This window comes from Siphonobacter sp. BAB-5385, from assembly GCF_002261125.1.
Classification (GTDB): Bacteria; Bacteroidota; Bacteroidia; order Cytophagales; family Spirosomataceae; genus Siphonobacter.
The window spans coordinates 1-5,534 of sequence record NZ_NMPS01000018.1; the positions used below are offsets into that span (position 1 = coordinate 1).

Here is a 5,534-nt window from a genome sequence, read left to right on the forward strand (position 1 = left end):
AAAGACAAAAGCGACGTTCCGAGTGAGTCGATCCAGTTTCGCAATGATCAGGGTTGCACCATGAATCTTACAATACCCAATAGCCGCCTGAAGCTGGGGCCGGTCATTTTTCTTACCAGATTCAATATCGGTGAAACTAGTCAGAACCTCACCTTTGGAATAAGTAAAATTTTCGACCGCTTGCTTTTGAGCTTCGAGTCCGAGACCGGACCTGCCCTGCTTCTGAGTAGAGACTCGGAAATAAGCGACAAAGCTTTGCTGCATATTTTAAATTAATTTAATAAATAGATGTTTCACGGGACGAATTTTTCAAAAGTACTAAAAATTACAAAGCATAAACGTGCGTTTATAAAATGTTATAAAAATAAATGATACACCAAATAGTGTATCTAAATTAAAGGGTGATCTTTGAATCAACAAAGAACAACAACCAAGGCAATGGAAACCTACAATCATGTTCAGTGCCAAAACGACAGTGCCTATTCTTTACAAATCGTAGATATAAAAGCCAGCCAACCATTAGATATTGAGCAAAAGAAAACGATTGACCTTCTCAGTAAAGATGGCTATGAATTGTACGTTGTTTCTTTTCGGGAGTCTGTTTTCGGACATGTATCCGAATATGAATGTGAAATTTTGATGAAAGATGGGCTGTTAGTTTGTAACCTCATTTATAATTATGAAGCTCACCTTACCTATATTGGTGATCTTGTAGAAGAAACGAATAAAGATTTTACCAACGTAGATAGCTTACAATGGAATCAAACTCCTAGGCACACAAAAGAAACCGTTTTGCTTCCACTTAGCATTGAGCGTTTTTGTCAGTCCGCTGTTTTATTACCAGACTCGCACGTTTTATCGAACAAATAAAGATACCGGAGAATAGAACATGAATGATCAAGACAACCTACGGGCCTTTCTTCGTGATGGCCCTTTTAATCTATCGAAAGCTTCGGAGAAAATGAATATTGATCCTAGTGTATTGAAGAACTTCATTTCCCGCACAAGGCTTGATAAGGAAGGCAACGTTTACCGGATCGGGCTAGGTAAGTACGAAGATTTGATTTTTGCCTACTTCCATGAATATGGCTACGATCCTGAAAAAGCATATGAAGCAGTAATCTGAACCCCGCTAAAAACGGGGTTTTTCTTTGCCTGAAAACGCCATATCATTTTATAAACCGCCTTCTGCAAACGTAAAAAGAAAAGAGGTCGTCTAAATGAAAGTATAGATCTCATATTTTGCATTCACCAATAGGTATTGATGAAGCTTCGCTAAATACCAGCAATAGCATAAACGGTACCGTATGCCAGCGAGGCCCGTCGGTACCGAAGGCTAGACTCAGAGATACAAGCAACCGATGTCTTTGCATAGCAAGCAGCACATGAATATATAGAGCCTATTTCAAAGGATACTCGTGAGTATCTTTCTGAAATAGGTTTTTTCTTTGCAGCTTAGAAATAAATATTGTATAAATTGAACATAGTCTTTGATTGCATAATGTTATAAAGGTTCACCTACTAAATTCTTAGCTTAATCTTGAAACTTTTAGAAATTCGCCCGAACATCCAAGGCAGTGGTCAACCTTTCATAACTGATTTGGCCAGTCTTTACATTTCTATCATGGCTCATCGGATAGGAATAAAGTTTGTTCAGGAACTATCAAATGTAGATTTTGGACGAAGTAAGCAAATGCTACTTTATATCAACTTAGGTTCAGAGCCAGTTGATAAGCATAATGCCGCCCGAGAGCCTTCCCTGCGTTATAATATTCGCTTAGGCCAAACCACGGGTTGGATCAGTATCAGAGAAAGCGATTTGCGTGACGATCTGCTACTCAGACCCTTAACCTATACAATCAGTAAAGCCTTGGGTTTATATCTGGAAAAGTTTCAGGGTGATCTGGAAGGTCTTCGTTTAGCTACGATAAGAGTTTTGAATTGGGATTACTACCTATTAGGATGGGATTCAAAAGATTTGAAAGTACCTCGTAAGCACAAAGCCAAAAATATACGAATTGAAGTTAAAGAAGTTTATGCCTACAGACTCCATCGCGTGGTGTGGGAGGAAGAGCAAGTAACAACATACCTTGATTTTCCTGACTTACCTATAAAAGTGAAATTAACGTCACAAGAGGCATCCGAGTTGGACTATGCAGAAAGGCTCTTTGCTGAAAATCCCTATCTAAAACCTTTACCTTGGTTAAACGATCATCAATTGCCTTTTACTTATGGTAAGCGATTGTTTCATTTTGACTTACTAAAAAGAACACTTACTGAGATTAACCAAATTTAAGGCTTACCTCTAGGTAATGATAAAATCAACTTTAAATACATGGAGGATCGATCTTCATTTTTAAAAGTCATTTTTAAAAATTTATAAATAATTTAAAAGATATTTTATAAAACATAAGGGCTTTACCCTATTATAGGGTTGTTCAACAATTCCTAATTTACCTGAAAATTAACAATGCAAACATTTCTTGAAATATTATTAGCTATTACAATTATTTTTCCTCATTTTTTGTTAATTAATTATGTGATTTACATTATCAATAAAAGTCCCAGTAAATCTCGTATTGGGGGCTTGTACTTATCTAAAAAAAGATTATGGTTAATAATTATTTATGAAATACTCTTATTTTCTCTTTTAAAATATGCAAATAAGGACAATCCTGATGGTTTTTTATATAACTCTCACCTTGCCTTTCCTAAAGGCATAATACCATATGAATGGCTATTAGGTAAGTATAGTAAGTTTTTGCAAGACAATTTTCAAGATGTTATTATTATTGTTATGAACTTTACATTAGACTATATATTCTTCTTTTTTTCTCAATAATTCGAAGAGTACGAGATAGGTAAAGATTACTTAAATACGTTTGCAATTATTTTTCACGCTATTTATAATTATTATGCTTCGATTAATACAAATTCTAGTTTTTTCCTCTTTACCTCATGTAAAAAAGAAGACACCCCTATTACACCTTCCTACGATTCTAAACACCTGACCCGTTGCTGAACACTTCGTACCATTGAGTTAACCGGGAGGGAAAAAGCTATTCGCTGGATATCACAAAACCTTCTTTAACGCAGATTCAGTACAACACCGATGGGACTTCCGTAGCCTATAGTGATGATGTAAAAAGCGATACGGATATCGGAAGTTCCGCAATAACAGCCGGTAATAAATCTTGATCTTCTAGACCGGAAAACTCATCTAGCCCCTGAAGTTTCTTAGTAACAAAGCTTAATAATATCCAACTTAATAGTTCTATTAAGGCAGGAATTTCTCATATTTTGATGGAAGTTTTCCGCAGGTTTGCAGGCATTTGAAATTATTTTTTTATAATTTGAGATATTTTTACAGTAGACTGCAATTATCTTTATAAAGATCCGATTAAAAACTGTATTCCGTCACTGTTAACTTTTTTATGCTTCAGCATTATTATGACTACAAGTCCTTTATTACAGGGATTTAACCTAATGAAAAAACAAAGTATTAATGAAAAAACTAATTTTTATATCCATCTTATTATTTGTATTCTTGTACATTTATAGATACTATTATGTTACTTCGTCTGATAATTATAGTGACAAGTGTAAAAATATAAATGTTTTAGGACCTGCTTTTATGGCTCCTGAACCAGGTATCTATTTTCAAATAGATTGCTATAGTGATGATTATAATGGATTAAAACAACTTAATATAATAAGAAAGAATATCCAGAAAACAAAAGATTCGGAAAAATATTTTAATAGATTTCATTGTTTTGGAGTTAATTCTAGCTCTCGTTACTCTGTTGAAGACGACGGATTGCAGTTTTTTAAAGAAAAAAATGCCATTATGACAGTTTATTTCCCACAAGGTCCTAACACAGGACAATTAAGTGCTATTAGTTTTGATAAAAAGGTTGAAGATATTATAAATATATCTCCAATAATAAGTAATAACAATCACGAAACCATCTTTATTTATAAAGACACTAGCCTTAATTTTAACAGGGAAAGCCTACAAAAATTTATCAATAGTGTAGAAACTATTAGAAAAGAAAAAAAATGTAAAAACTGTACCTATGAATTAATTAATAATGAAGGTATTGGCAAAATAATTTATAATAACAATGTAAACTATTTTAGGTTTGAAATTGAATGATTATAAAATATAACTATTTTAAGTATAATTCGTTTAATATCAATTTTAAATTTTATTTTCCTTTTTACCTCTTTAAAAAAGTAGCCCCATCACCCCTTCCTTCGATTTCAAAACCTAACCCGTCGCTGGCATTGATGCCAACTGGGATGTAAAAAGCTATTCGCTGGATGCCACGAACCTTCGTTAAAGCTGATTCAGTACAATACTGATCCTATAGTGATGGCGTAAGAAACGATATGGGAACCTGGAAGCTCAGCGATAACAAGCTGGAAGAAACCCTAAGCAGCAACACCGAACAACTCATCGGCCCCCTGAAGGCCCTTAGTAACGAAGAACTAGTCATGGAGTCTTCGAAGTGAGTTACGCCGATGTAGCCAAAGCATTGGAGGCTGAACAAACGATGGTGCTCTTGGTCGAGAGCTTCGTCCAGGAGAATGGTTTCAGTTTGCCCGCTAACCCCCCACTATGGAGCCTTAATACTAGCCTCCGTCACGCGAATTTGTTTCACATTAATCCTAGCAGTAATAGGAAGATCACAAGAGGGAGTTGGTAACACATCTTCTACATAGAAAGAAAAAACGTATCGTTGAGTTGAATCTAAACTACTGATTAGAGGACTATAAGTTTTGACTACATACCTATACTGTTTCCCCTGTATATTTGCTTCCTTACCATAGTAAACCTTAGATGTTTTGCCGCTGAGCGTTGGCCCTAGATCAATTAGCCATGCATTCAAGCTAGTATCACTGCTACAAGCTTCCCGGCCAATGATAGTAGCTTCAGCGATTTCATAATCAGCTTTTAGGGGATATTTTCCCTCACAGCCTGTGATGAGACCCCAAACTATTAATAGATAAAAAGTTTTTTCTGCATAGTACTATTTATACCCGTTGTGCGTATTAATAAGCTAGAGCATGTTTTAAATGATTAAGTGATTTTTGGTTATGATAATTAATGAATTGCAGTATAGCTATTCCACTAATTTTTGAGCATATTCTAGCATAGATTCCATCAAATGACTTGGCAATTTTCTTTTAATAGAGAAGTGATCGCAGAGCGGTCCGCCGGCGCGGTTTAGAGAAGAACGTTTCTATTCTTTTTCGAGTACATCAAAAATCACTGTTCCATAAACTAAATTTATTTTTTATATTAACTCGCCAAGGTGTAATGATTGCAATATTGTGCTTGAGTAAAAGTTCTTCATGTTGTTTTATTGACAAATAACCTTTATCTGCAACAATAAATGGTACAAAGCAAATGAGTGATCCTTGGATTTTAGGAAACAATAGGCTATTCGATGCTGTTGGGGGTACGATTGAGGCAGAAATAAGGAAAAAGAATATGTTAACCAGTTGTGCGGATTAAAAGGCCAAAGCAT

Annotated in this window: 7 protein-coding genes; 6 read left to right on the top strand and 1 reads right to left on the bottom strand. The window is 35.1% G+C overall.

The genetic code is table 11. From position 1 onward, the window contains the following. Nucleotides 1-264 (bottom strand): recombinase family protein (locus BWI93_RS01285; protein ID WP_141217309.1); only part of this gene is annotated, 264 nt, incomplete at its 3' end. 144 nt (nucleotides 265-408) lie between these two features. Here BWI93_RS01285 and BWI93_RS01290 point away from each other — a divergent pair. The 6 genes from BWI93_RS01290 (at nucleotide 409) to BWI93_RS28420 (ending at nucleotide 4,515) form a co-directional block, all read left to right on the top strand. Next, entirely contained in the window at nucleotides 409-870 is a 462-nt protein-coding gene (locus BWI93_RS01290) for a hypothetical protein (RefSeq protein WP_176454092.1), read from the top strand. Nucleotides 871-889: 19 nt separating this feature from the next. Further along, nucleotides 890-1,126, top strand: a complete 237-nt coding sequence (locus BWI93_RS01295) for a hypothetical protein (protein ID WP_094808370.1) — start codon at nucleotides 890-892, stop codon at nucleotides 1,124-1,126. Between the two features lie 414 nt (nucleotides 1,127-1,540). Next, a complete protein-coding gene (locus BWI93_RS01300; RefSeq protein WP_141217310.1) occupies nucleotides 1,541-2,296 on the top strand; it encodes a hypothetical protein in 756 nt (251 codons plus the stop codon). Nucleotides 2,297-2,470: 174 nt separating this feature from the next. Continuing rightward, entirely contained in the window at nucleotides 2,471-2,842 is a 372-nt protein-coding gene (locus BWI93_RS01305; RefSeq protein WP_094808372.1) for a hypothetical protein, read from the top strand. A 663-nt stretch (nucleotides 2,843-3,505) separates the two neighbouring features. Then, complete coding sequence (locus BWI93_RS01310; protein WP_094808373.1) at nucleotides 3,506-4,156, top strand: hypothetical protein; 651 nt, start codon at nucleotides 3,506-3,508, stop codon at nucleotides 4,154-4,156. 236 nt (nucleotides 4,157-4,392) lie between these two features. Further along, nucleotides 4,393-4,515, top strand: a complete 123-nt coding sequence (locus BWI93_RS28420; protein ID WP_255157675.1) for a hypothetical protein — start codon at nucleotides 4,393-4,395, stop codon at nucleotides 4,513-4,515. Nucleotides 4,516-5,534: the final 1,019 nt, after the last annotated feature.

Bases quoted from the DNA above. Each gene is read 5' to 3' on its own strand.
- BWI93_RS01310 (WP_094808373.1), top strand. From the start codon at position 3,506: ATGAAAAAACTAATTTTTATATCCATCTTATTATTTGTATTCTTGTAC.
- BWI93_RS01305 (WP_094808372.1), top strand. From the start codon at position 2,471: ATGCAAACATTTCTTGAAATATTATTAGCTATTACAATTATTTTTCCT.
- BWI93_RS01295 (WP_094808370.1), top strand. From the start codon at position 890: ATGAATGATCAAGACAACCTACGGGCCTTTCTTCGTGATGGCCCTTTT.
- BWI93_RS28420 (WP_255157675.1), top strand. From the start codon at position 4,393: ATGGGAACCTGGAAGCTCAGCGATAACAAGCTGGAAGAAACCCTAAGC.